General features: G+C 47.9%; 22 protein-coding genes. 20 read left to right on the top strand and 2 right to left on the bottom strand.

Annotated elements, in window-relative coordinates:
- The first annotated feature begins 251 nt into the window (after nt 1–251).
- The 12 genes from BMX45_RS27320 to BMX45_RS27265 all read left to right on the top strand — a co-directional run bounded on the left by BMX45_RS27320 (nt 252) and on the right by BMX45_RS27265 (nt 15,227).
- Nucleotides 252–1,616: a DUF4832 domain-containing protein gene (locus BMX45_RS27320; RefSeq protein ID WP_090913488.1), complete on the top strand. Its 1,365-nt coding sequence runs from the start codon at nt 252–254 to the stop codon at nt 1,614–1,616.
- On the top strand, nt 1,594–2,919 hold the full coding sequence (locus BMX45_RS27315; RefSeq protein ID WP_090913486.1) for an acyltransferase domain-containing protein: 1,326 nt from the start codon (nt 1,594–1,596) through the stop codon (nt 2,917–2,919). Before BMX45_RS27320 ends, BMX45_RS27315 begins: the two co-directional genes overlap by 23 nt.
- Nucleotides 2,900–3,991 (top strand): DUF4832 domain-containing protein, encoded by a 1,092-nt coding sequence (locus BMX45_RS27310; protein WP_090913484.1) that lies wholly within the window; start codon nt 2,900–2,902, stop codon nt 3,989–3,991. Before BMX45_RS27315 ends, BMX45_RS27310 begins: the two co-directional genes overlap by 20 nt.
- Nucleotides 3,992–4,024: 33 nt before the next feature.
- Nucleotides 4,025–5,290 (top strand): Gfo/Idh/MocA family protein, encoded by a 1,266-nt coding sequence (locus BMX45_RS27305; RefSeq protein ID WP_254778299.1) that lies wholly within the window; start codon nt 4,025–4,027, stop codon nt 5,288–5,290.
- Between the two features lie 30 nt (nt 5,291–5,320).
- Nucleotides 5,321–6,247, top strand: coding sequence for an ABC transporter permease (locus BMX45_RS27300; RefSeq protein WP_090913480.1), 927 nt, complete (start codon nt 5,321–5,323; stop codon nt 6,245–6,247).
- Nucleotides 6,247–7,143: a carbohydrate ABC transporter permease gene (locus BMX45_RS27295; RefSeq protein ID WP_090913478.1), complete on the top strand. Its 897-nt coding sequence runs from the start codon at nt 6,247–6,249 to the stop codon at nt 7,141–7,143. The genes BMX45_RS27300 and BMX45_RS27295 overlap by 1 nt, the downstream gene beginning before the upstream one ends.
- 69 nt (nt 7,144–7,212) lie before the next feature.
- Nucleotides 7,213–8,670 (top strand): ABC transporter substrate-binding protein, encoded by a 1,458-nt coding sequence (locus BMX45_RS27290; RefSeq protein WP_090913476.1) that lies wholly within the window; start codon nt 7,213–7,215, stop codon nt 8,668–8,670.
- Between the two features lie 323 nt (nt 8,671–8,993).
- Nucleotides 8,994–9,488 carry a DUF6530 family protein gene (locus tag BMX45_RS27285; protein WP_090913474.1) on the top strand — a complete coding sequence of 165 codons (495 nt, stop codon included), beginning with the start codon at nt 8,994–8,996 and terminating at the stop codon, nt 9,486–9,488.
- A gap of 78 nt (nt 9,489–9,566) precedes the next feature.
- The gene (locus tag BMX45_RS27280) at nt 9,567–11,786 is read left to right on the top strand and encodes an AAA family ATPase (protein WP_090913472.1); all 2,220 of its coding nucleotides are present in this window, start codon (nt 9,567–9,569) and stop codon (nt 11,784–11,786) included.
- 262 nt (nt 11,787–12,048) lie between these two features.
- Nucleotides 12,049–13,206: an AI-2E family transporter gene (locus BMX45_RS27275; RefSeq protein WP_090913470.1), complete on the top strand. Its 1,158-nt coding sequence runs from the start codon at nt 12,049–12,051 to the stop codon at nt 13,204–13,206.
- 457 nt (nt 13,207–13,663) lie between these two features.
- On the top strand, nt 13,664–14,149 hold the full coding sequence (locus tag BMX45_RS27270) for an RrF2 family transcriptional regulator (RefSeq protein WP_090913468.1): 486 nt from the start codon (nt 13,664–13,666) through the stop codon (nt 14,147–14,149).
- Between the two features lie 100 nt (nt 14,150–14,249).
- On the top strand, nt 14,250–15,227 hold the full coding sequence (locus BMX45_RS27265; protein ID WP_254778297.1) for a DUF1835 domain-containing protein: 978 nt from the start codon (nt 14,250–14,252) through the stop codon (nt 15,225–15,227).
- A gap of 56 nt (nt 15,228–15,283) precedes the next feature.
- Here the strand turns inward: BMX45_RS27265 and BMX45_RS27260 are convergent, their stop codons facing one another.
- Nucleotides 15,284–15,721, bottom strand: coding sequence for an IS3 family transposase (locus tag BMX45_RS27260; protein ID WP_302847933.1), 438 nt, complete (start codon nt 15,719–15,721; stop codon nt 15,284–15,286).
- Between the two features lie 349 nt (nt 15,722–16,070).
- Between BMX45_RS27260 and BMX45_RS27255 the strand changes: the two genes are divergently transcribed.
- The 3 genes from BMX45_RS27255 to BMX45_RS27245 all read left to right on the top strand — a co-directional run bounded on the left by BMX45_RS27255 (nt 16,071) and on the right by BMX45_RS27245 (nt 18,517).
- Nucleotides 16,071–16,631: a helix-turn-helix domain-containing protein gene (locus BMX45_RS27255; protein ID WP_090913460.1), complete on the top strand. Its 561-nt coding sequence runs from the start codon at nt 16,071–16,073 to the stop codon at nt 16,629–16,631.
- Between the two features lie 222 nt (nt 16,632–16,853).
- The gene (locus BMX45_RS27250; RefSeq protein ID WP_090913458.1) at nt 16,854–18,080 is read left to right on the top strand and encodes a CynX/NimT family MFS transporter; all 1,227 of its coding nucleotides are present in this window, start codon (nt 16,854–16,856) and stop codon (nt 18,078–18,080) included.
- Nucleotides 18,081–18,085: 5 nt separating this feature from the next.
- Nucleotides 18,086–18,517: a universal stress protein gene (locus BMX45_RS27245; RefSeq protein ID WP_090913456.1), complete on the top strand. Its 432-nt coding sequence runs from the start codon at nt 18,086–18,088 to the stop codon at nt 18,515–18,517.
- 53 nt (nt 18,518–18,570) lie between these two features.
- Here the strand turns inward: BMX45_RS27245 and BMX45_RS31490 are convergent, their stop codons facing one another.
- Nucleotides 18,571–18,834: a hypothetical protein gene (locus BMX45_RS31490; RefSeq protein WP_175495217.1), complete on the bottom strand. Its 264-nt coding sequence runs from the start codon at nt 18,832–18,834 to the stop codon at nt 18,571–18,573.
- Between the two features lie 29 nt (nt 18,835–18,863).
- Here BMX45_RS31490 and BMX45_RS31485 point away from each other — a divergent pair, with 29 nt between their 5' ends.
- The 5 genes from BMX45_RS31485 to BMX45_RS27220 all read left to right on the top strand — a co-directional run bounded on the left by BMX45_RS31485 (nt 18,864) and on the right by BMX45_RS27220 (nt 26,018).
- Nucleotides 18,864–19,136: a hypothetical protein gene (locus BMX45_RS31485; RefSeq protein ID WP_090913454.1), complete on the top strand. Its 273-nt coding sequence runs from the start codon at nt 18,864–18,866 to the stop codon at nt 19,134–19,136.
- Nucleotides 19,137–19,545: 409 nt separating this feature from the next.
- Nucleotides 19,546–20,538: a LacI family DNA-binding transcriptional regulator gene (locus tag BMX45_RS27235; protein WP_090913452.1), complete on the top strand. Its 993-nt coding sequence runs from the start codon at nt 19,546–19,548 to the stop codon at nt 20,536–20,538.
- 116 nt (nt 20,539–20,654) lie between these two features.
- On the top strand, nt 20,655–22,079 hold the full coding sequence (locus BMX45_RS27230) for an ABC transporter substrate-binding protein (RefSeq protein WP_090913451.1): 1,425 nt from the start codon (nt 20,655–20,657) through the stop codon (nt 22,077–22,079).
- Nucleotides 22,080–22,111: 32 nt separating this feature from the next.
- The gene (locus BMX45_RS27225) at nt 22,112–25,069 is read left to right on the top strand and encodes an extracellular solute-binding protein (protein ID WP_090913449.1); all 2,958 of its coding nucleotides are present in this window, start codon (nt 22,112–22,114) and stop codon (nt 25,067–25,069) included.
- On the top strand, nt 25,059–26,018 hold the full coding sequence (locus BMX45_RS27220) for a carbohydrate ABC transporter permease (RefSeq protein ID WP_090913448.1): 960 nt from the start codon (nt 25,059–25,061) through the stop codon (nt 26,016–26,018). The genes BMX45_RS27225 and BMX45_RS27220 overlap by 11 nt, the downstream gene beginning before the upstream one ends.

Genomic DNA, 26,018 nt, shown 5'->3' with positions numbered 1-26,018 from the left:
TTACGTTGTTTGTTTCGTTATATCGTTACGTTCCTTCATTTTACATTCCTCCTTAATCAAAATCAAGAGTGACATGTATATTCCATGCGTTGTCACTAGAAATTTCGTAGTATTTCAAAATTGATATTGCCAGATAACATGCGAATGATATAACATGAAATCACTAAACAAATTGTGTAATGAAACAGGTTTAACGTAACAAACGACGTAACAAACAAAAGGTTCTGTTTAGTACACGGGGGAGTTGGGAGATGAGCAAGAGAGTAACGGTTTACCCAATGATATCGGATGAAATGTTGACCAATCCGGGCATTGGCTTTACCACGGCGCCGGGCTTGATGGGAGATCCGGAACGGATTGTTGATAACCGGGGGGAAACGCAGCGCAAATACAAGTTTGCGGAAGACAGCAGGACGTGCAATCATCCGGACAGCAAAGTATATTTCTGCAGCGTTCGTTGGCGTGACATCGAAACGGATAAAGGGAGTTACGACTGGAGCGTACTGGAGGAAAAGCTGGATTACGCCAAATCATTAGGCTGTACTGCCGTGGTACGCTGTTCGCCGTACGCATTAAGCGAAGAAGACGATATCCCGTCTTGGTTCCGGGCCGAATATCCGGAGGAGCCCGAGTTTCCGTTCTGGAGAGTAGACCCTCTGACCACGCCATATGCCGAGTATTGGTCTGATTTCATCAAGGCGTTTGCCGACCGCTTTGACGGCCATCCGCTTATCAGCTCGATCGATTTGACCATAGTCGGAGCCTGGGGGGAAGGCGGCGGAACCGAATTTCTAACGACTGACGCGATTAAGCAGATAACGGATGCTTACTTGGACGGTTTTAAAATAACGCCTCTCCAGGCACTGCTTCATGATCCGCTGTCGATCCGGATCATAAATGAACGCAAAGCCAAAGTCGGATTTCGCGTGGATTGCTTGGGGGATATGGGCGGCTTTCATGGCGATCAGTGGTCGCATATGACCGATTTCTATCCGCAAAATATTCAAAATTTTGAGATGGGCGATGCCTGGGAGAAAGCGCCGATCCTGTTCGAAGCATGCTGGCATATGAATGACTGGTATCTGCAGGGCTGGGATATCGACTATATCATACAGGAAACGCTCAAGTGGCATATTTCATCCTTTAACAACAAAGGGACGGTAGTGCCGGAACCGTGGAAAGAGAAGGTCAAGGCTTGGATTAACAAGATGGGTTACCGCTTCGAATTAAGGAAATTCGCGTACGATTCGATAGCGGACGTTGGCGGAGAGCTAAACATCGAAGCGTTGTGGGCTAATGTCGGTGTCGCTCCGATTTATCATCGTTATCCGCTGGCGGTGAGGTTAACCGGCCAATGTCGATCGTATACGCTGCATAGCAGCGAAGACATCAGGGAATGGCTCCCGGATGAGGATATTGCTTGGATAGAAAGGTTTTCACTTCCTAACGATATGCCGGCGGGCGAGTATATGCTGGAGATTGGCATCGAAACTTGCGTGAAGGAAATCGGGAATATCCAGCTGGCAATCACGGGATATCAGGACGGCTTTTACCCGATGGGTAAGCTATTCGTCGAAAGGGGGAGGCAGGCTAATGGAAAGGCCGATGAATTATAAAGAAGTAACAGCGATCTGTGAATTTGATTATCTGCCTGATGGATTGGAAGCAAAATATGATCGCTATCTACCGGATGGCGAGCCCCATCTCATACCAAGGGGCTTCTTGTCCGGAATCTTTGAGCGATATCAGACTCCCGAGGAGACTCGGCAATGGATTGAACAAGGGATTTTAGCGATAGAGGAAGATGCCGTATTGTTTCATTTCACCAAGTTTTTGGTGGAGGATCTGTGCTCGGCGCGCAATCGCTGCGATGAATCCCATTATACCAATATGACGCCCGCATGCATGAAGAAGTACGGCGAATTATATTCATTTTTGTTGCTGCTCGCCTGCGTGGTGCCTTCCATGAAGATGCTGGAGAAACGTTCCGTACCCCTAACCTATTATGAGGACATTCCGCATCAGCCGCTGAAGCTGCAAATGGAAAAATTGGCACTGCAGGGCGATGCCGAGGTTCATGATTTCCCGTGGGTGATGAATTTCTATACCTGCTCTATCTTTCTGTTGGACCGCTTCTATTTTATTCCGTACCGATTCGAGGATTCCTTCACCATGTTCCGTCACAGGGACACGCAGGAAGTGCTTGCCTTTCGCCATCCCGGAGAAGATTTCCGCAGCGATGGACAGCGGAACGGAATCAACGATGTCTATGATCCGCAAGGCCGCTTCACATCGGAGTGGCAGGAGAATGCCGAATTCATCATAGCGAATCGAATCAATCCCATGGGATTCGTCGAAAGAGAAACGACGCCGATCTTAAAGAAGGACTGGGATACCGTGCTTCAAAAAGGGGATACCCTGTTGGCGCTTCACATTCCTTCCGGGCCCGGGTACACGCCGGACAGGCTGAGATATTCCATGGCGATGGCCATCGATTTCTATGATCGATATTTTCCGGAATTGCCCATCCGAGGCTTCTGGAGTTCAAGTTGGCTTTATGATACCAGGCTATCGCTCGTTTTGGACAATGAAAAAAGCAATATCGTTCACGTTCAACGGCAGTTTTATAATTACCCCACCGATGAAGGGGACGGCATGCTGCGCTATGAAGTCTTTGGAGACCGTAATGCTGATCCGGCGTTGAATCCCGGCGAATATACGACCTCGCTGCAACGAGCGGCTGCTGAGTATATGCGGACCGGAGCCCGATTCAATACGTTAAGCATGATCGTGCTGAAGGAAGATATCGGCCGGATTGGCAGCATGCCTTATATAACCGACGCTGATATAGAGTTGTTCCGCGGAACCGTTGACAGTCATTTACAAAGGAGCGAAGAGGATGGGGAAATATTCGCTTGAGAGCCACGAGAAGTACAAAACCGTCAAAATCAGGCCGAAGCCCTCGTCGGTCAAAGAGTGCGATACAAGTCACGGCCAATTCGAATACGCGGCTTTTTCATGGAAGGAACTAGAACCTGCCCGAGGAGAGTTTAAGCTCGGAGGGATCGACAAAGTACTGAAAGCGATTACGAATCCTGTTCTTCTCCTGACGCCGGACCTGCCAGAATGGGCGAAGGATAACCACGAAGCATGTTATGCGGCATTGATCCGAAAAGTCGGGAGTATGATCGATTCGGATAAACGCCTTGCAGCCGTTATGATCTCGACCTTGGCAAACAGCAAGGAAGAATGGAACGCCTATATCGATTCCTTTGGATCCCAGGTACTGCTTGCAGATTTGCAGAATGAACCGCTGATTCATTATTTAAAGGAGCGCGGCCGCGGCTTTGGCCTGCTGGTGAAGTGCAGCGAGGAGAATTGGATCGAATGCTGCGAAGCCTTTGCCAAACATCATTTGCAGCGGGTATGGAAGAGCTACCCGGTGTTCCTCCATGTGACCGAGGAAGCGGGCGGTTCCCATATCAGACGGGAAGCCTATCGCTGGCATGCCGGGATGTCCAACGTAAACCTAGGGCTTGGTTACAACCTTGCTTTACGTCGGCTAACCTACCCGGAAACGGTGTCCGGCAGCGGGAGCCTGCCGCTGCGATTCTGGTTCGTAAACTCGGGTAGCTCCAGAATCTATCGGAAGTTTCAGCTGCAGCTGCAGCTAAAGCAGGAAGACGTGTCCTATGAATTTCCGCTGCACGCGGCAACGCATTCCTGGTTAACCGGCGACCTTGTCCATAACGAGATCGTACACTTGCAGGACATCGCAGCGGGAACCTATTCGCTTGGCATAGCGCTCTGCTTCGAAGACCGTTCTTCACTCACGCTGAATATACAGAACCGGCAACGGGATGGTTTTTATGAGATGGGTACGATACAAGTCGAAGCCGCTCGTGAGGATCCGCTCAAGAATATATGGGACACCTATTATCCGGAAGGATATTATCCCCTGGAAGATCCCCAGATACCGGGACAAGAATAATCGATCTAGACAAATACGAGCTTGCTGGAGGTTATGGAGTTGAAACTAGCATTAATAGGCGCAGGACAAAGAGGGATGATCTATTCAAGGCACGCTTACCAAAGCGAGGAAATCGTGGCGGTCATCGAGCCGGATGCCGGCAGAAGAAAGGCAGCGGCGGATGAGTTTCAGATTCCGCTGGAGAAACAATTTGCATCCGTGGATGCGTTTTATGCAATGGGGAAAATTTGCGATGCCGTCATCATCTCTTCTATGGACAAGGACCATTACGAGCAAACGATGATGGCGCTTGATCTTGGTTATGATATTTTGCTCGAGAAGCCCATTTCACCAAGTCCGGTAGAATGCATGAGAATCCAGGAAAAAGCCAATGAAAAAGGCCGCAAGGTGATTGTATGCCATGTGCTCAGATATACGAACTTCTTTGCGGAAATTAAGAAAATCATCGATAGCAATGAACTCGGGAAAATCGTGACCATACAGCACAACGAGAACATCGGCAATTTCCATATGGCACACTCCTTCGTAAGAGGCAATTGGAGAAGAAGCGATCTGGCGAGCCCGATCATCATGCAGAAATCCTGTCATGACATGGATATTCTATCCTGGCTTGTGGACAGCGGGGCGAAACGGATCTCTTCGTATGGAGGCCTTACGTATTTCAAAGAGGAGAATGCACCGGCAGGCAGTGCGGAACGATGCCTCGATTGTAAGGCAGCCGCGAACTGCCGATTCGACGCAAGAAAAGCCTATTTGCCGATAAGGGGCCAATGGCCCGCCACCGTCATTTCGGCGGATCAGAGCGAAGAGGGACTGCTCCAAGCGCTAGCAACGAGTCCTTACGGACGCTGCGTATATCGGCTTGACAATGATGTATGCGACCATCAAGTCACCCTGATCGAGTTCAAAAACGGGGTAACGGCAACGTTTAATTTAAGCGGATTCACCAACAAAATGTACCGTACGCTCAAAATCATGTGCGAGCATGGGGAAATCCGAGGCGACGATAACTTGAACATTATCGAAGTCACCCGCTTTAACTCCAATATGGCAGAACCCGTTCAGCAAACCGTCATTCGGCCGGCAACGGTGAGCGGCGGACATAACGGCGGCGATACCGGTCTGATGAATGACTTCTTGGAGAATCTGGGGAATGCCGACTTCAGCAGCAGATCCTCCATCGACATGTCTGTTGAAAGCCATATGATGGCCTATGCCGCGGAAGAGGCGAGAATTACCGGTACCGTGATCGATCTGGATGAACTAAAGATGAAGCTGCAGCAAGGCATTACAGCATAGTCGTGTAATCACATGCAAAGGGGTGATGGAATGAGTTCGGCAATCAAGGGATTTCTCTATGAAATAAAAAAACACAGGATCCTGTATCTCATGTGCGTGCCCGCACTGATCGTGCTGATCATGTTCTCCTATATCCCGTTTGCCGGGATATGGATGGCGTTTACCGACTTCAATGTGGTCGACGGCATCTTCGGCAGCAAATTTGTGGGTCTGGACAACTTCAAATACTTTTTTTCGGAAAACAGCATGGGATGGAAGGTTACCTATAACACGCTGTATATCAACTTTTTCGGTCTTATCTTAGGCATTATCATTCCTGTTAGCATTGCCATTCTGATCAATGAAATCCGGCATAAGGCCTACAAAAAGATCGCGCAAAGCATGATGTTTTTTCCGTATTTCATATCTTGGGTTGTTGTCGGTGCGATTCTGTACGGAATCTTCTCCACGGATGTGGGCGTAGCGAATCATATTCTGAAATTCTTCGGTGCAGAGCCGATCTCCTGGTACTCGGAGCCAAAGTATTGGAAGTGGATCATCATTCTGTCGAGCGTCTGGAAATGGAGCGGTTACAGTTCCATTGTCTACATGGCGGCGATGTCCAATTTTGACGGGAGCTTATACGAAGCGGCCAAGGTGGATGGCGCCAACAAATTGCAGCAGATTCTTTACTTGACCGTGCCCATGCTGAAGCCAACGATCATCGTTTTGAGCTTGCTGAGCGTCGGGCGAATCTTCTACGGGGACTTTGGGATGATTTACGGTATCGTTGGCAACAACCCGGTCCTGGCTGAAGAAGTAACGGTCATCGATACCTACGTTTATCAGTCGATGCGTACGCTGGGTTTTTCTTATTCGACGGCCATCGGGCTATTCCAGTCATTGATGGGCTTGATCCTGATTACGGCTGCTAACAAATCCGCTAAGAAAATAAACGACGGAGAGGGTCTATTTTGATGATGGAAAAGAATAGATTGCTTGGCGATAAATTGGTGATTGGCTTTGCCTATGCATTCATTGGCTTATTCGCACTCGTTTGTCTGTATCCTCTTGTATTAACGTTAAGCGTGTCCTTTTCTTCGGAACAGGCCGTTGCGAGAAACGGATATTCGATCATCCCTCTGAGCCCGAGCTTGGATACATATAAATATATCTTTGTTAATAGTGGGATGAAACTGCTCAAATCCTACGGCGTTACCCTGTTGGTAACCACTGTGGGGACGTTCGGTGCTCTGTTGATTACCAGCATGATTGCATTTTCCCTATCTATCAAAAAGCTGAAATATCGCAACGTGCTCGCTTTCATTAGCAACTTTACGATTATCTTCTCGGCCGGCTTGATACCGTGGTACATGGTCAGCGTCAATTATTACGGGCTGAAGAACAGCATTCTGGCTTTGATCCTGCCGTCCATATTCAGCGTATGGAACATGTTTCTGATGCGAACGTACTTTGCAAGCATTTCTCCATCTTTATATGAAGCGGCCGAGATGGACGGCGCCAATTATTTTACGATCTATGTCAAAATAGCCCTTCCGTTAAGCAAAACCGCACTGCTGACGGTAGGTTTAATGTATGCGCTTCAATATTGGAATGATTGGTGGCACGCACTGATCTTCATTAATGAACGCGATTTGTTTCCGCTGCAGTATTTCCTCTACAACATTCTGTCGAACGTCAATGCGATAAGTTCCGGACGAATTCCGTCAGGGGCATCAGGCAACATCACATTGCCTGCCGAAACCGTGAAGATGGCCATTACGGTCATCACGATCGGTCCGATCATTTTCCTGTATCCTTACATTCAAAAATACTTCGTGCACGGGATTATGGCCGGAGCGGTAAAAGAATAGACACCTGCGTGGTTATTGGCCGATCCAGGCTTTTAACATAGATTAACCATTTCATAGGGAGGGTCTTTCATGAAAGCAAAAAAAATGCTGATCTTGTTGGTTTTATTGATCGCATCCGTTTCGGTAATGGCAGGATGCAGCGGCAAAAAAGAGGGGGCAGCCGCGCTCGAAACCGTCACGATTTTGTATCCGGGGGAACGAAGCGATCGCATGAACGAATTTTTAAACAATGAATTCGCAGAGAAAATGGCTGCCGATCTCGGTCTAAAGGTCGAAGTCATATATGTGCCGTGGGCCCAGTATTGGGAACAGAAAGATATCATGCTGGCCGCAAACGAACCGATCGATTTATATTGGGATGGTCTTCCGGACCTTTCGACGATCGTCAATAAGAAACAAGCCATGGTTCTGGATGATTTAATCCAGGAATATGGTCAGGATATGTTGAAAGTTTTGCCGATGGAACAGCTTCAAGGCGCAACCATCGATGGGAAAATTCACGGCATTCCGTCGGCCTATGCACCTTCCTCGGCCATGTACCAGCTGGTTGCCGTCCGCCAGGATATTCTCGAAGCCGTGGGGATGACCGACGTGAAGACACCCGACGATTTAAAAGAATTCGCGACCAAGGCGAAAGAGAAGTTTCCTGAAATGAAAGGACCCGCCGACATTATCTTCAAACCGTTGACTCGATATTTTACCGATGAACAATATAACTGGATCGCCGTCGAAGATTTGGTTGTATTCGGGGAAGACAGCAAGAAAGCATACAGCTATTATGAAACGGAAGCATTCCAGGAAGTGGCGAAATTTAACCGGGGAATGTATAAAGCAGGTTTATACACAGAGGATTTGACCATCAAATACAACGAGAGAGACTCCCGCATGCAGACCGGCCTATATTTATGGGTGGAAGGATCTCTGGGCAAGGAAATGGAAATCGTCGATGCCATTAAAGCCAATGCCCCGGATGCCGAGGTTAAGACCTACCTGCTAGCCGAGGATAAGCCGCGTTATGTGACTGCCACAGGCGGGGAAGTTCTGGGCATTCCAGTCAATGCCCCGAATCCGGAAGGAGCCATGAAGTTTGTGAACTGGATTTATAAATCCAAGGAAAATTACCAGTTTGCTCTCTATGGCGTCGAAGGCAAGGACTACGAGATCGTGGACGGAAGAATCAATAAGCTCACCCCGAGCGAATTCTTCTATGAATGGATGTTTAGAAACCAGAATTACCAATTGTTCGGGCCGAACGTGGCTCAGGAATCCATCGATCAATACAAGAGCTGGGACGATCAGGCTGTACGGTCCGAATCCTTGGGATTCCGATTCAATAACGAAAAGGTTAAGTTAATCGAAACGTCCTTGAAAGAAGTCGCAGGCAAAGATCTAGCTGCGATCCGTTCCGGATTTGTCGATTTTGAGACAGAGTATCCCAAAGCCATCCAGAAGCTGAAGGCGGCTGGGATTGACGAGTATGTCGCCGAGATACAGCGGCAGCTGGATGAATTTTTGGCAGGTAAATAATAGGGTTACCTCCGTTGTTCCAGCAACGAAGCAGCTGAAATTGAGAGCTGTCGGTGAAACAGATCATCATTAATTCCGAAGAAGTATCTCCTGAACATGGGGATGCTTCTTTTCTTTTTTGTTCAATTCATAAATTCACGCTTTGCTAGGCGTTGCTAGTCAGGTGTTTACAACAAATTAAAATATGTCTATTATATAAATGGACAAAAAATAAAAATGTTTATTATAATAATGATCGATGGTCGTTGCTTATATGTTTTATGGCAAACGATGCACTTTGAATTATTTGCGTAAGATCCATTTTTGAGAAAAGAGGAGAAATGATGAACATTCACGCTTCTATGAATCATAAGCCTGTCATTGTGTCGGCTAATTACGGGGAGGTCGACGGGCGGTTTGCCGGCGCCACAGATGTTAGGGCGTTATCCCTCGGACTGTCTCAAGGTAATGAGGAAGGCCAGGAGGAAGGCCGGGCAAATGTTGCCGCCAGAGTATGGAGAGATGCGGAAGAGCAAGCAACCGAACAATCGTTAGAGCTTCCGATTCATCGCATCCTGGATTTGTCTATTCTCGTTTGCAGCGCACTGGGGCATTTTAGCGAAGCCTATCGATACGAGCAGCTCTATGATCCGCAGAATCCCGTGATCGACCGGATCGGGCTGCAGGGAAGCGCCATGACGGTAGCCGTATGCACGGACAACGAACAGATCCATGAGGATATCAGGCTGTTCAACGAGGCATTGAGCGATAACGGCGAGATGATTGGTGAAAGACTGCGGACATTAACCAGAGCATTGAAAGAATTGGGGTACGAATAATGAGGAGGCATCCCAGATAGCGGGGGAATGGAACGAGAGTGTCCTTCCACGCTGGGAAAAGCTTGGAGGCGAGAGGTTATGCAAGAACAGAATGACAATGAATATTACGTGTTGTCTCCCGGGAGAGCATTGACCGAAGAAGAAAGGAGCCTTGTCTGGACAAAACCGTTAACGCATAAAGTAAGTGAGGAAGAACGGCGAATCTCGAATGAAATTAAGCGGAATTGGGATCGGGGCGAGATGAAAATCGCCAATGTTTTGTTAGAGGGGGATGCCGGATCCGGAAAGACGCAGCTCGCCAAAGCATTGTCCGCAAACTTCAGGCTCCCCTACACCAAAGTCACATGTTTTGCCGATATGGATAAATCGGATATTATCGGAGCCATTTTACCGGTCATTACTACCGATCGAATGGAGCACTTGGAACCTGCCGACCAGGCTGCCTTGAGAGCCCTATACGATAGTGACGGCTTTCGTAGCTCGACGGAGATTCTAATGGAGGCTTTGGGAATTTCGCGGGAGCATGCTTCAGCGAAGATGAAGCATGTATTGAAACTCGCCGCGAATGCCGCGGAGAATGAGGCGGTAGAATATCGATTCTACGCTTCCGAGATCGTCAGAGCCTTTCAGAACGGCTATCTGCTGGAAATACAGGAACCGAACGTGATACGTGATGCTGCCGTATTAATGGCGCTGAATTCCGCGCTGGAGCTCGGCGGCACGCTGAATCTGCCGATGGGCATCGTGCACAGGCATCCGGATTTCATTGCGGTGATCACGGCCAACCGCAGTTATGCGGGATCCAGGCCGCTAAATGAAGCATTGCGAGACAGGATACAGCATTCGGAGAAAATAGATCTGCCAACCAAGGAGATGATGATGGAGCGCGCAAAGGCCAAAATCGGCTGCGAGGACAATGAAATGCTGGACATTCTCGCAAGGGTCATCATTCTGTTAGACAAAACAGCCCGGGTCAATGCCATGAAGGGGATTGCCGGCATGCGTTCCTATTTCTATTGGGCGGATGCCGTGGCTCAGGGGGCTTCTGCAAGAGAATCCCTTTATCACAAAGTGATCTACAAGATTACGACCGATCCGGAAGAAATCAAACTGCTGGAAGATGCGTTGGAAGGCCAAGGCTTGTTGGGGCTGCTGGGAGAAATTCCGGTTGAACCCCCAAGCAAACGAAGAGGGGATGCCGTGGAGATCTCAACCTGGGACATCGATATGGATGCTGACTCCAATCCGGATCAGCAAGCCGGGGAAGAAGGAATCCGGTTAAAAAAATCCGCTGAGAGCGAAGGCAGCACATCCCTTTCATCGGATGAGTCAGCGGAGATGGAGAGCACGGATTCGGGCGAGGAGGGCACGCCGAATTATCACCAGGCTAATCCTGAGCCCATGTCGGAAGAGGAGAAGCAGAAGGAAAGGGATTTCCGCAAAAAGCTGAATCGGGTTTCCAGAGAAATCGTGTCCGATTCCCTTCATCGGTCGGTAAAACTGATCGTTCATCGCCCTGATTATGATCCGAACCAACAGGAGGAATATGGGCGGTTAAGTCAGGGACTTATGCCGGTTGTACGGGAAATTGCCAGAAAAACGCTGCCGCTCTTGGAGCACGAAATCACCGCGGAGTATGCCAAAAACCAATACTTTGGATCAAAATTCCAGGCAGACAGCGTAGCCTACCGGGACTTCAGGTTATTTGCCAAGAAACGTCCTCCGACGGAATCCCCTGGTCTTGTGGTCGGACTGAGGGTCGATGAATCCGCATCGATGGCTGCGTTCGGTAGATTGGAGGCAGCCAAGCGTGCGGTCATCGCAGTCTATGAATTTTGTCAGATTTGCCATATTCCTGTTCTGATCTACGGCGATACGGCCGATGTGTCCCGCTTGGAGCAGATGTCGATCTTCGCTTATGCCGACTATGATCATCCGGATGTTCGCGATCGCTTCAGGTTGATGGGAATCCGCGCGAGAAGCAACAATCGGGATGGCATGGCGTTAAGGATCATGGCGGAACGGCTGGCAGCTTCACCGAAGCAAACCAAGTTGATGATCAGCATCAGCGACGGGCAGCCTAAGGCGATGGAAGACTATACCGGAAGTCTTGCCATTCAAGACATGCAGCAGACCTTATCCGAATACGAAAGAAAAGGAGTCAAATTTCTGGCTGCCGCCATCGGACAAGACAAAGATGTCATTAGCCGGATTTATGGAGCCGAGAGGTTTCTGGACATTACCAACCTGAATGAGCTGCCCGCAAAATTAGTGCGCATCATTTCTCGGTACTTATAAAACCGTGGGTGAAGCGTGTTCGTACACCCTAAGCCTGTGTGTCTTCATGACACGCAGGCTTATTCCATCATGAGATGACCGTCCATACATGCGACCCCTCATGCCTGGCCCTTGGTTGACTGGACATGTGCCCTGAAGAAACATTATAGTTAAAAGAATGGAGTTAGCGAATCTGTGCTCGATGATCTCGACGCCATGGGTGGCTTGCATCGATGCAAGTTTTGTGTCTGGAATCGATAAACCTAAATAAGGGAGGACATATATGGAGCAACCTCGCATTTGGCCGGATCGGTTCAAGCGCTTTTTTCTAAACAATAAGTTTGTACTGCTTTTGCTTGTTCTGTTGCTGGTCGGTTTAAACGTCATGGTATTAAGCAAAATCTCGTTTGTGCTGCATCCGATCGCGGTTCTGATCAAGACGATCGTGCTGCCGATCATTTTATCCGGAATCCTGTATTATTTGCTGAATCCCTTGGTGGATATGATGGAAAAAAGGAAAATCAAGCGCGGATGGTCCATCCTGATATTATATCTGTTGATTGCCGGAATTTTGACGGTTGTGGTGCTGGCGGTCATTCCGGTGCTCCGCACCCAGATTATGAGTCTGATAGACAATTTCCCGACTTACAGCGAGAAGGTCAGACAACAGTTTGAAGAGCTGACCGGCAGCCAGTTGTATAGTCAGCTGCAGGAGGCCGTGAACATCAACTCCCAGGAATGGTGGGGCACGATAACGCAGAAAGCAACCGAAATCCTGAACTCGACATGGAGCAAGGTAGGAGGTTTCCTTGGCGCGTTTACGGAGATTGTGTTGTCGATCATTACGGTTCCTTTTGTCCTGTTCTATATGCTGAAAGACGGCAAAAAGCTTCCTCAGAAAATCTTGTCGTTCCTGCCGACCCGGAGTCGTTCGGGGATCCTGCATGTGCTTCAGGATATCAATCACCAGATCAGTTCGTTCATCCGCGGTCAGATTATTGTCAGTGTCTGCATCGGTATTCTGCTGTACATCGGGTACATGATCATCGGCCTGGATTACGCGCTTATTCTTGCCATTATCGCCTCGTTCACCAGCGTAGTCCCTTATTTGGGGCCTGCCATTGCGATCACGCCCGCGTTGATTGTGGCTCTGGTCACTTCTCCGGTCATGCTGCTGAAGATGATCGCGGTATGGACGATCGTGCAGTTGATCGAGGGCAAATTCATCTCTCCGCAAATTATGGGCAAAACGCTTAAGATTCATCCGATTACGATTATCTTTGTCATACTGACTGCCGGTAATCTGTTTGGCGTGGTTGGCATTCTGTTGGCCGTACCCGGCTATGCTGTTCTCAAGGTTTGCGTTACCCATATATTCGAATGGTTCAAGAACACATCGGGATTATACGATTCTTCGAACAATAGCCATATGACCAAATAACAAGGCGTGCCTATTGATGAATAGGTGGCGCATTAACTTGATAAACATTAACCGAGATTCATAGAAGCGTATGAAGCTGCGCTTGCGAAGCCGCCCTTTTGGCGGCTTTTTCATGTTTGAGGTTCCGGAGTAAAGCTTAATCGTGGACGCTTTAAAGATGGGTGAATTATGTTTCACTGCTTCGAAGCTAATGGATTGCCAGGTCACTGGAGAAGAGCACATCTCCCTGAACACAAGGGTGGTGGGAGGTAGGAGAGCCGCCCTAAGCATAAAATTAGGGCGGCTCTTGAAGGTAATATCTTTTAATGATTCTTGCTTGGTCCTGGTCTTTGTTGTTTGAGGAAGTCGCCATGGTTTATTCTGACCCTCGCGGATTCATTGCAAATAAGAAACTGAATCAATATAATGGATATCATGGGTCTATGGTAAATGAAATAAAGCAAAGGAGGGTACCGTCATACAGTTTTCCAAAAGCGTTGATTATGCTCTGCACGCCTTAATTCATCTGGCTCAATCGGAGCGTGACCACAACATCGGAATCAAGGAGCTGTCTGCGACACTAGGCGTTTCGGAAAGCTATTTGTCCAAAATCATGTCCAAGCTGAGACAGGATGGTATCGTGCGTGCCGTGCCGGGGGTAAACGGAGGTTATGAACTGGCAAAACCGGCCCGGCAGATTACATTTTTAGAAGTGATCCAGGTGATCGAAGGAAGGCAGCAGTTGTATGAATGCTCCAATCTCAATTCGCAGCAGCATCGATTGCTGACCGAAGAGAAACCTAGCGACAGGAACGAAGACAAGCCGGGTACTTGCGTATGTCTGGTCAAACAGGTGATGGACGGTGCGGAACGGCAGTTGAATCAATACTTGGAGGAGCAAACGATCCAATCGGTATTGGATGCTGCTTCCAAACGCGGCAGCTGCTCGACTAACAAGGAGTGACAAAATAGTTGAACTTCGCTTCGGAGGGATCCTTATCGATAAGCTATACGAGAAATTGCAAGGGTTTGGGGAAAGAGAGAATTGGCTTTTACTTCGTCGGTTGCTGAACACAGCGATCCAGGATGCCACGAACGGCGGGCATGAAGAGAAGAGGGATGCCGAGCGATTGTACAAGCTGATCGAACGCCATGCAGAGATCGTTCACCATGAGCGGCTGCAGGAGGAGAATCTCCAAACGCATGTTCATATCATTTTCAGTCTCTCGAATGCCGGTTCATTAAAAGTGGCGCTCAGTCAAGTGGGGAAACGGGAGAAATCCCGCGTATTAGCATTTAATGACTGCTTTTCCACCGGCCCCATCAGGGATTTAAGCACAGCGGAAGGGCAGCAGCGCAGGCAAATTTGGTTGATGGAACATGACAGAGACTCCTACTTTTCCTACACGAGCAACCTGGATCACCAAATCGAGCGCATGATAGAAACGCTAAAATCCATACCGGAGAGCAAGACCGTGGTCATATGGTGCGCGGATAACGCCCACGATCAAACCGGGCTTCGCTTCGCGTTGTATTTGTTGAGGGAGCGGGAACAACCCGTTCATGTCGTGAACGTGACGCAAATTCTCAGAGAATCGAGTTTGCAGCAAAATAAGGGCGAGACTCCAGTCTATCAGTCCAGGATCGAGCGGGAGACTTACATTGAAATCGTTAAAACTTACGGTGATGGGATCCCGCTTGATTCGGATCTGAGGAAACGGTACGAATCCGAATGGCTGGAGCTGGCAGGACAGGATCATGTCCTTCGATTCTGGGAAGAGGACAGGGTCATCGGCTGCGAAGAGGATCGAATGGATGCGCTTATCTTACAAACGGTCGCTGAACTGCAAGAGCAGCACCATTCTGGTGATCTGGTTACAGCAGGGGACGTCGTATTCAGCATATTGGAAATGTCACGTCAATTCGTAGGTTATTCTTATATCGTGTACAGAATCTGGTTTTTAGTCAGTGAGGGTGTTCTCATGTTCAAGGGGTTACCGGGCTTTCCGCATCAATTTTCGATAGGTTTGTCTAAAGCTTAAAGAGCCACATAATTGGTCATAATCCTGTCAAGTAGACAGTACAAAAAAGACATGATTTAAGCTGCGACCGTTTCCCGGTATTCTACCGGGGAATGGTCGTTTAATTTTTTCTGGAATCGGTTCTGGTTATAGAACAGAATGTATTCATTCACTTGCTGTTCAACCTCCGCTTTGTTTGCTGCCTCGTTCAAGTATATTTTCTCGTTCTTTAAATGAGAGAAGAACGACTCGATACAGGCATTGTCCAGGCAATTTCCTCGTCTAGAGTGACTGCCTAGCATGCCGAGTTGTTTCAGTTTACGGTTAAATGGTTTTGACGTGTATTGAAATCCTTGATCCGAGTGTAGGATTACGCCATTCACATCCACGTGCTGACGGAGTCGATCCAGCGTTTCATGAACCAAAGCGAGGTCATTTCGTTCCGATAGATGCCAAGCTACAATCTCGTTATTGTATAAATCCTGAATGACAGACAGGTACACAAATTTTAACAGGCAGGTTAGCTTAATAAAGATAGAGGATTTTTGAATTAGTCATCAATGTGACATAAAGGGTAACGTGGGGGCGAAAAACGCATTAACGGGCCCGTTCAAGCGAATTATCACTGAAGCACTCGTTTTAAAGAAAGTGGTGGCAGCCGTTAATATCCTAATTAGGCTACAGGAATTCCGACAAAACTAACCTTCAACTTTTATCTAGATTTTATTTTATATTGAACTTGTGAACATTTTAAGTACGTTAGGGAAGTGTGGAAATCCACTGGGCTCACACGGGTCTCGTATGGAAAAGAATCTAGATAAACAATATACTAGCTATATAGTTTTTTGTTGAGGTGAATATCAAATGGATGAAATCGATGAATCAAAACAAATTGTATTACAAATCGGCGGTGCATTGAAAAAGTACAGAAAAGAAAAAAACATGACTTTAGACGACTTATCGGAAATAACTGGCGTAAGCAAACTTACTCTTGGAAATATCGAACGTGGCGAGACAAATCCGACTTTAGCAATAATATGGAAAATTTCAAAAGGCATATCTTTACCGCTATTGGCTTTGTTCAAATCAGAGACCCCTGTTAGTTTGTATCGAGCAGGCGAAGGATTACGGTTTTCTAATGATGAAAAAAATTGGATCATTGAACCAGTCTTTAAAAGCAACGATATTGAAATGTGTCGGGCATACCTACAACCAAATAGCTCGTATTACCCTGAAGGTCATCATGTGAATACAACTGAAATTGCGACAGTCATGACGGGTTCCATTGAGATACAAGTCAATGGAGAGACTTACACATTGAATCAATATGATACAATCAGTTTTCGTGCAGATTGTCCTCACTCTTATACCAATCATACGAATAGCGAAACAGTGCTCCATATATCCTTAAAATATGGTTTCTAAAAGACCCAAAATCCACTTATTAAATACAACTCCGAATTCCATGACGGGAATTCAGAGTTGTATTTTTTTTGTTAGACGAGATAAAGCATGTTATAAAATATTTATTGTTTATTTTAGTATATTATAATATACTTTTGTTGTTCGCGCGAATGTTATAGCAAATTTTTTCAATCAGCAGGAAGCAAATACAATACGTAAGAATTCAGGAAGGAGAAATGAAGAATGCCGAATAAACAAAAAAACATACCGTCCTCTATAGGGCTGATCATTCTCGGCATTATTGTTATCGCAGCTAATTTACGTACTCCCTTAACCTCAGTCGGTCCTTTAGTGAGTCTTATAAGGGATGACGTTCATATTTCAAATACATTAGCAGGCCTGATCACAACGGTACCCTTGCTCGCCTTTGCTTTATTATCGTCTCTAGTACCAAAATTAGGACGAAGATATGGGGTTGAGCGTGTCATTTTGATTGCCCTAATCTTTCTGACTGCTGGTATTGTCATACGTTCATTATCTGGCGCAGTTAATTTATTTATTGGGACAGCAGTTCTTGGATTTGCCATTGCCGTATGTAATGTATTATTGCCAAGTATAATCAAAAGGGATTTCCCGGATAAAATTGGCTCCATGACAGGTGTTTACTCCATTTCAATGAATTTATGTGGAGCAATCGCATCGGGGATCAGTGTACCGCTAGCCGTGAACGCAGGTCTAAAATGGCAGGGAGCACTGGGAATTTGGGGGATTCTAAGCTTTGTATCGATCCTCTGTTGGCTACCCCAATTAAGAAATCAAACAAAACAAACAGCCACGACGAGTCAAAGGATGGTCAGCTACGATGTGAATGTTTGGCGATCCCCGCTTGCCTGGCAAGTAACGTTGTTTATGGGTATACAGTCCATGGTGTTCTATGTGTTGATCGCATGGTTGCCTGAAATTTTAAAGCAGCAAGGAATCGACCCCAACCAATCAGGATGGTACCTCTCGATCATGCAGTTAGCGATGCTCCCATTTACCTTTATTGTCCCCGTTATTGCCGGGCGCATGTCAAGCCAACGTTTATTAGTGGTCATCACAACCATTTTGCTTATGACGGGAACGCTCGGACTTCTTTACGGAAGCTCCAATATCATTCTGTTGTGGATCATCATGCTCGGAATTGGTGGAGGCTTCGCTTTTAGTTTGTCCATGATGTTTTTCGGGTTGCGCACGCAAAATGCGCATCAAGCAGCGGAACTGTCTGGCATGGCCCAATCGGTCGGATATCTTCTCGCCGCAATCGGCCCTGCCCTTATAGGATATCTGCATGATGCGACAAATAGTTGGAACCTGCCACTTTTCATTCTGCTTGGGGCTTCGATCGTACTCTTTTTAGTCGGTATAGGAGCAGCGAGTAATCGATTTGTAGGAAGCCGAAATCGTTACGAGCTGCCACGGAAAGGATGATAAATATGTTTGACAAAATTATGGTGGCCATTGATAAAGCTGAAATAACGAACAAAATCCTCGATGCAACCATTGAAATAGCCCGAAACAAACAAACCCCAGTTACCTTGGTTCATGTCAGCCAGGATTATGTGTCGAACGGAATGACATATGTACCAGAGAATTTCTTGGAAGAAGTATTGAACGAAATGGAGAAAGCGAGTTTGGAGCAGCTGCAGGAAGCCAAGTCTAAATTAAAATCTGCGGGTATTAACCCGGAAACAATTCATCTTAAGGGAGATCCTGCACATGAAATATTAAATTATGCGTGGGATACCGAGCAGCAACTTATTATTATCGGAAGCCGTGGGCTAAGGGGCGTAAAAGGAATGATGCTTGGAAGTGTCAGCCACAAGGTTTCACAGTTATCAAGTTGCCCAGTCCTCATTGTACATTAACTCCTCCGGGAACTGCTGACACAAAGTTTACCATTTGGGTCGGAGTTATGACACTAAGTCACCCCTTTGGGATGATTCTGAGTTTGCTCGCCTACGGCTCCGCAAGCCTGCTGCTCCTTGTGGTGACCTGCAAGAACTTCGCTAGACAACATTAAAGCATACCAACGTTGACTGCTTCCCGTTCGCTCGGTATGGAACATTGCGTCATCCTTGTTCTTGGCATGGGCAACGCTGCTGGTGTTAGCTATGTTGATGCTTGCTATAGCCTGGTTATATTGGAGAATGTCAGGTTTACCATGGGAAGCTCTCAATCTCACTGAATTGCCGATATGGTATTATGTGACGAATGCTTTTTGGGGACAGGGCAATTCATCTTTTTGATGATTACGATCTTCTTCGCGATAACCTTGTCCCGGAGTATTACGAAAAAGGCAGCATCTGGATTGGCATCATGGTATTCTTCGTGCTGCATTATTTGCTGGGGTGGATCACTAATCTGCTCTTTGGAACGGAAGGGCTGTGGATCGGGCCTGCAGCCACCATTCACTTCGGTAATGAGACCAGCGTGAACATAACGCCTGGGGAGGGTTTGCGTTTGAAATCGTCATTGCAGCGCTGATCGTTTATGCGACCGCGTATCTGATAGACCGTAAAGTTGAAGCGTAACGAATCATAAAACTTAACCTTTGGGGAAATTGTCGTCACGGCAGTTTCCTCTTTTTTTTGTATTGGGGGTCGATGACTGCGCCAAAACTCCGTGGCGGGGTGGCGAATGTGGGTGCATTTGCGATTCGTTTCACTAAAATTTCACCTATTGTTCACCTCAAAGAGAGGACATCGGATTTTCCTGCATTATTTCAATAAAACCTTGATATACAAGTGTTTATGCAAGAATAGGAGCGTATTCAAAAATATATTAAAGCGGTTACAAAAAAATCTTGACGATGTTAATTTTCTCCATTATGATAGCGTTAAGTGAAACGTTTCAATTGATTTATATAAGTATGAGAGAAGAAGGAGTCACGTGAATGGCAACTATGAAGGATGTAGCCAAAGCGGCGGGGGTTTCCTTGTCGACCGCATCATACGCGATCAACGGCAGCAGCAAGATCAGCGAAGCGACAAGAGCGAAGGTCATAGAAGCGGCCAAACAGTTGAATTATCAAAAGAACGGTTTGGCGACTGACCTGAAGCGGAGCAGCACGAAGACGATTGCGCTGATTTTAAGCGACATGTCCGGTCCGTATTATTCGGAGTTGATCCGAGGAGTGCAGGAAGTCGCGCTCGAGAACGGTTACGACCTTATTGCCTGCAGTTCGTTCGGCGGCAGCGAGTCGACCGCGATCAAATTCCTGAGGGAGAAGCGCGTTGACGGCGTTATCATTTCGGAACACAATCTGCATGACGAAGCGATTTTGCAATCCGCACGCAAAGGCTTCCCGATTGTCGTGCTTGACCGGTACCTCAAGGGCGATTATATCTACAATGTTCTTGTCGATAACGAGAAAGGCGGATATATGGCGACGGAGCTGCTGATCAATAACGGCTGCAAGCAAATCGCCTATATCAGCAGTTCAAGCAATTCCTACGATCACAAGCTTCGTTACCAAGGGTATTTGCAAGCTTTAAACGATTACAATCTCGAATGCACATCCAACTTGAATATCAACGGAAGATTTACGATCGATGGCGGCTATATGGCAACGAAATTGCTGATCGGCCAGCGCAAGCTTCCGGACGCGATTTTTTATGCGAACGACGAGATGGCCGCAGGCGGGATTAAAGCTTTCCAAGAGGCCGGTATCCGGGTTCCCGACGATATTTCGATCGTCGGCTTCGACGATATTTTCCTCGCCAAGCACATGAACCCGCCGCTCACGACAATCCGTCAGCCCAAGTACGAGATCGGCTCGCTAGCAGCCCACCTGATTATGCAGCTATTGGACGGCCGGGAGCTCGAGCATGAGTATGTGCTTCCGACGGAACTGGTCGTGCGAAGTTCCTGCAAGCTTCGCTATTAAGCCTTCGCCGTAGTCGAATTGAAAGCGTTACCATATTAACTTCGTTTTGAGCGCAGTACGCTTTTCACGGATGGCGATGCAAAATAAACAACAATAATCAAAAGAGAGGGATCTGTATGAAAAAAACCGTTGTATTCGCTCTGATTCTTACGATGCTGGTCGCCCTGTTAAGCGGTTGTTCGTCGAACAAGACCGACAACGCAACGGAGCCGAACCAAGGGCAAAGCCAAGAACAAACTAAAGATCCAGGCGACGATGCAAATGTCGGTTCGGGCGAGAAAATTGTGATCAATTATGTGAACTGGAACCTCGGCACCGAAGCCGACAACAACATTGAAAGAAAAATGATCGCGGCGTTCGAAGAGGCTCATCCGAACATCGATATCCAGCTGGACGAATCGTTCGACTATTCAAAATACGGCGATTCCCTGGCGGCTGCAGCGGCTGCGGGCAAATTGCCCGACGTCATGATGCTTCCGAACATTCCGTTCGGCTTGACGAACGAATGGCTGCTCAACCTTAACGACATCGCTGCATCCGATCCGGAGTGGGCAAACATTCCGAAAGCCCTCGAGAACGCCACGCATTACGGCAGCGGAATCTACGCAGTGCCTGCGGGGATGTTCTTCCAGGGTTACTTCATCAATCAAGACTTGTTTGAGCAAGCGAACCTGCCGGAGCTGAACTATTCTCCGACTTGGGATGAGTTCCTGAACGCGGTAAAAACGCTGAACAAACCTTCGGAAGACGTCCTCGGATTGTCCGAAGCGGTTCAAATTCCGGACTGGTACCCGGCCTCCGTGAATTCGCAGCTCGGCTGGTTCACATGGGACGGACAGCAGTATCACTTGAACGACCCGGTGTTTATTGAAGGCGTGAACAAGGCGAAGGAAATTATGCAAGGCAAATACACGTTCGACAGCCTGTCCGAAGACGAAAAAGCGAAGTACAATGCCACCTGGCACGGCGACGTGTGGAATCAAGGAAAGGTCGCAGTCCGGTGGGAAGGCACATGGGCAACGAAGGATTTCAGCAATCTAAACTTCAAATCCAAGTTTATCGGCATCCCTGGCGGCAAATTTATTTTGATCGGCGATTTCATCGGTATTTCGAAGAGCACCGAGCACCAACAAGAAGCATACGAATTCGCTAAATATATGACGTTCGGCAAAGACGGCATCTTAAAGCGTATGGAGCTGAACACGGACGGTTCCTATACATCCCTGCCGATGACGACGGACCCAAGCATCCTTGATCAATATTTCGCTAACGGCGGATATGAGGGATTGAAGGAGGCTTACGATAACATCGACAACGCGATTTTGGAGGGCGTCAAGTTTATTCCGGGCGTTGTAAGATCTAGATGGGAAGCGCCAACCGGCGTCAAAGTCGGAGACAAGGAAAACGCCAACCTCGGCGATTTGATTCTTGACAGCATTAAGGGAGGTACGAAAATCGAAGATTACGCGGAACAAATCAATAAGCTTGCCAACGATGAATACAAGGCAGCAGCCGACGCAATCTCCGCTTTAACGCAATAACTTACGACCGGTGGCCAGAGGAGGTAGAATCCATGTTAAGGCGTAGAGGAGCCAAGATCACCTTCAGCTTGATCTTGATAGGGGTCATCATGATCTCAGGCATTAGTGGCTTCAATAGCAGAGGGAATGGTGATGCAGATTCCAATTCCAATATGGTCAATAACCGCAATTCTGCCTCTCTGGATCAAAGGGAGAAAGAAGGAATGAATCCGGCCGACGGGGGATCCTTCAGGATCGCCCCATCCCGTTATATAGCCGATTCCAACTTACCGATTCTTGCCAGAGAGGCTGCCTACGGTTACGAAGACGGCGCGATTCACCTGAAGAAGGACGACTCCTTCACAGCCGAAATTGAAGTTCCGAAGGAAGGCGAGTATACCCTGTCATTCGATTATTTTATTCTTGCCGAAGGATTGCAATCTACGGAGTACAGCATTCAAGTAAACGGAAAATCCCCTGCTCTGGAAGCCAATCGATTTGTACTTCCGCCGCTTTGGAAAAGCAACACGGACACGTTTCCGAAGGACCGCTACGGGAACGAAGTGATGCCGACGCAGGTGAGGGCGGACGAGTGGCAGACGATTGAATTCACGGATCCGAACCGGATGAATCCGGAGCCGATCAAGATCAAGCTGAACAAAGGGAAAAACATCATTACATTTACGTTAATGAACGGAGAGTTGTTAAACGGCAGCATTACCGTTGCAGCTCCGGCCGCATTGCCGTCTTATGCGCAATATGCCGCACAGCACATCGATAAGACAGAAGCGAAGTCGGCGATGATTGTAAAGGAAGCGGAAAAACCCGATTTCAAAAACGATACGACGATCAACCCGCTGCCAAGCAGAAACTTGGGAGTAAGCCCTTATGCGACGAACCTGTTGCTGCTCAACACGCTTGGCGGAAAAACATGGGATATATCGGGCCAAACGGTTTATTACGACATCCATGTGGAACAGGACGGCCTGTACCAAATCGGCGTTAAATACAAGCAAGAGGACAAACCGAATTCCCGAGTGTTCCGAACCTTTACGATCGATGGGCATATTCCCTTTGCGGAAGCGAAGCATTATCCTTTCGAGTATTCGACCTCGTGGAAGACCGAAGTGCTGCAAGGAGCTGGAGGCCCATATCTGTTTTATTTAAGCAAAGGAAAGCACCGCATCGGGATCATGGCGGATGCGAGCCCGTATTACGATGTGATGCAATTGCTGCAGCAATCCATTAAACAGACCAACGATCTGACATTGGATATCCGTAAATTAGTGGGCAACGACGTGGATCAGAATCGGGAGTGGGAGATTACGGAGTACTTTCCGACTATTCAGGGGGATTTACTTGATATAGCGAAGAAGCTTAGCCAAGAGTATGAGAAGGTGGTCATGCTGAACGGCGGTGTAGACAGCTCCAAGGGCCTGACTGCAATGAAGATGGCGGTGGGGAGCCTGGAAAAGCTGGCGGCCGAGCCGAACCAAATTCCGCGTAAGCTGAATGAGCTGAACGGCGGGGCCGGTTCCGTGACGCAGAACTTGTCGAATGCGATCACTGATTTCGAAATGCAGCCGTTAACGGTAGACCAATTGTACATTTCGAACAAAGATGCTTCTTACCCGGAGCATAAAGCCTCCTGGATCAACTCCGTATATGAAAGCACAAAGCAGTTCTTCCATACGTTCCGGTCGCCGAAACGGCAGGACAACGACGATGGAGTAACGTTGAACGTCTGGATGAACCGGCCAAGAAACTATATGGAGCTCCTGCAGCGAATGGTGGACGAACAGTTTACGCCGAAGACGGGCATCAAGGTGAATTTTTCGACATTGCCTAACGAGCAGCGGCTTACGCTTGCCGCCTCATCCGGCATTGCCCCGGACCTGGCTCTCGGAATCAGCAACAATATCCCATTCGATTTGGGCTTCCGGGGCGCAGCGCTCGATCTAAAGCAATTTGACGACTTCGGCCAAGTGATCGAGCCGTTCTCGCCCGGGGCGCTGCTGCCGCTCATCGTCAATGATGAAGTATACGGTGTTCCTGAAACGCAAGATTTTTACGTGCTGTTCTATCGGAAGGATATATTGGATTCGCTCAACATTCCTGTGCCGGATACATGGGACGACGTTATTGAAATCATGCCGGAGCTGCAGCGGTATGGCATGAATTTCTATTCTCCGATCGCCGGCGCGACAGGAATGAAACCGTTCATGGCCACCGCGCCTTTCATTTATCAAGCGGGTGGGGATATATTCGGGAAGGACGCCTTTGAGACGGGAATCGACAGCAAGGAGTCGCTGAAAGGCATAGAGTTAATGACGAATTTGTTCAAGCTGTATGGTTTGCAGATGCAGGTTCCCGTATTTTATGAGCACTTCCGTTCCGGAAAAATGCCTCTTGGCGTCAGTAACTTCGCTACGTATATCCAAATGCAAGTGGCGGCTCCTGAACTGAAGGGCTCCTGGAAAATCGCTCCCGCACCAGGGATTAAGCACAACGGGGTGACGGAACGATGGGAACCGGGTTCGGCGCAAGTGTCGATGATCTTCAAGAGCACCGAGCATCCTGACGAAGCTTGGCAGTTTTTGAAATGGTGGATTTCCGCGGAGACGCAGGTGCACTTTGCAAACCAGCTGCAAACGTTGTACGGCAAAGAGTATCTGTGGAATACCGCAAATAATGAAGCCTTCTCACAACTGTATTGGCCGGAAGAAGACAAACAGGTCGTTCTGGAGCAATGGAAATGGCTCAAGGAAGTGCCCAAGTCGCCGAGCGCCTATTTAATCGAACGCGAACTGAGCAACATTTGGACCAAGGTTGTATTCGACGGGGAAAATATCCGTTCGGCCGTGGAAGACGCAGTGAACGAGATCGACAAGGAAACTGCAAGAAAGATGGAAGAGTTCGGTTATATGAAACAGGGCAAGGTTGTCGCTCCTTACCGTATCGCAACAATCGAGGATGTAGAAAGTTGGGTGAGAGGAAGAGATGGAAACTAAGTCCGATACAGCAGCGCTGCCGCGAATCGACGGGATGCCACAAACCCGCAGCAAATTTAAGAAATGGAGAGATAAGGAAGGCTCCGCCTACCTTTTCCTCGCTCCCTATTTATTGCTTTTCTTTGTCTTTATCGTGCTTCCCGTAATATTTGCGGTCGGGCTCTCCTTCACGAGCTTTAACGCCATTCAAATGCCGAAATTTATGGGTCTCAAAAATTATATCGATCTATTTATGAGAGATAGCGTGTTCATGCAGTACGTACTGCCGAACACATTGAAGTTTTCGCTCATCGTGGGCCCGATCTCGTATGTTTTATCGTTCCTCCTCGCTTGGATGCTGGCACAAATTCAGCGCGGTCCGAGAACGGTGCTCGCCTTGCTCATCTATTCGCCGTCCCTTACGATGGGCATCGCGATGGCGGTCGTGTGGAAGACGATTTTCAGCGGAGACCCGACGGGCTATATTAACAGCTTGCTGCTTAGCAACGGCTTTATAACTCAGCCGATCCAATGGCTTCAATCGCCCGAATATTTGCTGCCGATCATGATGGTCGTTACGGTTTGGAGCAGTATGGGCATCGGGTTCTTGGCGATGCTCGCAGGCGTCTTGAACATCAATTCGGAGATGTATGAGGCGGGATATATCGACGGGATATCGAACCGCTTCCAAGAAATCGTTCATATTACGATACCGTCCATGAAGCCGCAAATGTTGTTCGGTGCCGTTATGGCGGTTGTAAACACGTTTCAAGCGGGGCTCATCGGGGTTCAGCTTTCAGGCACGAACCCGACGCCGTCGTATGCCGGGCAGTTGATCGTGAATCACATTGAGGATTATGGCTTTATCCGCTACGAGATGGGTTATGCTTCGGCCATTTCCACCGTTCTTCTCCTGGTGATTTGGCTTTGCTCGAAGATCGTATGGAAAATGTTCGCCGAGAAAGAGTAG

This window comes from Paenibacillus sp. cl141a, assembly GCF_900109305.1.
Lineage (GTDB): Bacteria > Bacillota > Bacilli > Paenibacillales > Paenibacillaceae > Paenibacillus_AQ > Paenibacillus_AQ lautus_A.
The sequence above is the reverse complement of the archived record's forward strand: the minus strand, read 5'-3'. Positions and strand labels throughout refer to the sequence as shown.